Origin of the sequence: Allofournierella sp. CML151 (assembly GCF_027853465.1) — a bacterium.
Lineage (GTDB): Bacteria > Bacillota > Clostridia > Oscillospirales > Ruminococcaceae > Allofournierella.
In genome coordinates this window covers 1-1,545 of the sequence record NZ_JAPNNW010000043.1, presented here as the reverse complement: position 1 = coordinate 1,545, position 1,545 = coordinate 1, and the positions used below count along the sequence as shown (strand labels likewise).

The window sequence follows — 1,545 nt, the reverse complement described above, 5'->3', positions numbered from 1 at the left end:
GTATTATAGAGTAGTAGTTATTAGAGCCCCTCTCCAAGGGCTGTGTGCTACACTGTAAGGGATGCTGTGGATTGGTGCAAATCTCCTACCACAAGATGGTTCAAGAAAGGTTCCAACCACAGCCCCTTACAATTTTGTTGATCAGTTAAATACCGCCAGACGGTTTATGTGGAACAAGGCTACAAAAGTAAGGTGTACTGTGGATGCAGCATCACATATTTACCGCTGGAGGGATTTGTTATGGTGATTTCTGTTGGTATTGATGTCTCAAAAGACAAGCACGATTGCTTCATCGTCAGCTCTGAGGGGGAAGTCCTGGCGGATGTGTTCACGATTCCCAACAACATGGATGGGTTTCACCGTCTGTTGCAGAGAATCCAGGACTGCACCAACTCTCAGGACAAAATAAAAGTAGGGCTTGAGGCGACCGGACATTACAGCTACAACCTTCTCGGGTTTCTCTTTGACAACGGTCTGACCACCTATGTCCTGAACCCCTTGCGCACAAACCTCTACCGAAAGAGCCTCAGTCTGAGAAAAACCAAAACTGACCGGGTGGATGCGCGAACCATTGCTTCTATGCTGTTATCCGATGCGGGCCTCAAACCCTACACAAGTACAGCATACCACAATGAGGAGCTAAAGTCACTGACCAGATACCGTTTTGACAAGGTAAAAGAACGGGCGAAACTGAAAAGTTCTATTTCTCGATTGGTCTGTATCCTGTTTCCCGAACTGGAAAAACTGGTCCCCACACTTCACATGACCTCTGTTTACTCCCTGTTAGAGGAGTTCCCCGGCGCAAAGCAGGTTGCCGCAGCCCATTTGACAAGGCTGAAAACACTGCTCGAAACCGCCTCCAAAGGCCACTACAAGCGGGATATGGCTCTTGAAATACGAGATGCTGCCAGAAATTCCATTGGCTCTCGGATGCCTGCCAAGTCCCTTGAATTACAGCACACCATCCGCCTCACCCGGGAACTGGATCGTGAAATTGATGAAATCGAAGAACAAATCCAATCCATTATGGGTGAGCTTCATTCGCCTATTACCACTATCCCAGGGCTGGGGTTCCGCATGGCCGCCATGATCCTGGCTGAGGTCGGCGACTTTACCCGCTTTGACTCCCCAGACAAGCTGTTGGCTTATGCCGGGATGTCCCCCTCAACTTACCAGTCCGGACAGCTCAAAAATTGCTATCCGCACATGGAAAAGCGTGGCTCCCGATACTTACGCTACGCACTTTACAACGCAACCAAGTATGTCTGCTACTGGGACCCGGCTTTTGCTGATTATCTTGCCAAGAAGCGGGCGGAGGGAAAACACTACAATATCGCCATCTCTCATGCTGCCAAGAAGTTAGTTCGTCTGATATTTGCCATGGAGAAATCCATGCAGCCATATTGCTCAGCATCTTAACTGCAACCACTTGAATAGCCAGCAGGGGTCTGACAAGACCTCAGCTTTGCTATACCTTTTTTGAACCATCTCTTTTTCACCACCACCATTCATTTTCGGGGTTGATTTTTAATAGTTAATCTTTCT

Annotated in this window: 1 protein-coding gene; it reads left to right on the top strand. The window is 48.3% G+C overall.

What is annotated here, in order from left to right; all coding sequences use genetic code 11:
- Positions 1-243 precede the first annotated feature (243 nt).
- A complete protein-coding gene (locus PH256_RS15155) occupies positions 244-1,419 on the top strand; it encodes an IS110 family transposase (protein WP_270914823.1) in 1,176 nt (391 codons plus the stop codon).
- Positions 1,420-1,545 lie beyond the last annotated feature (126 nt).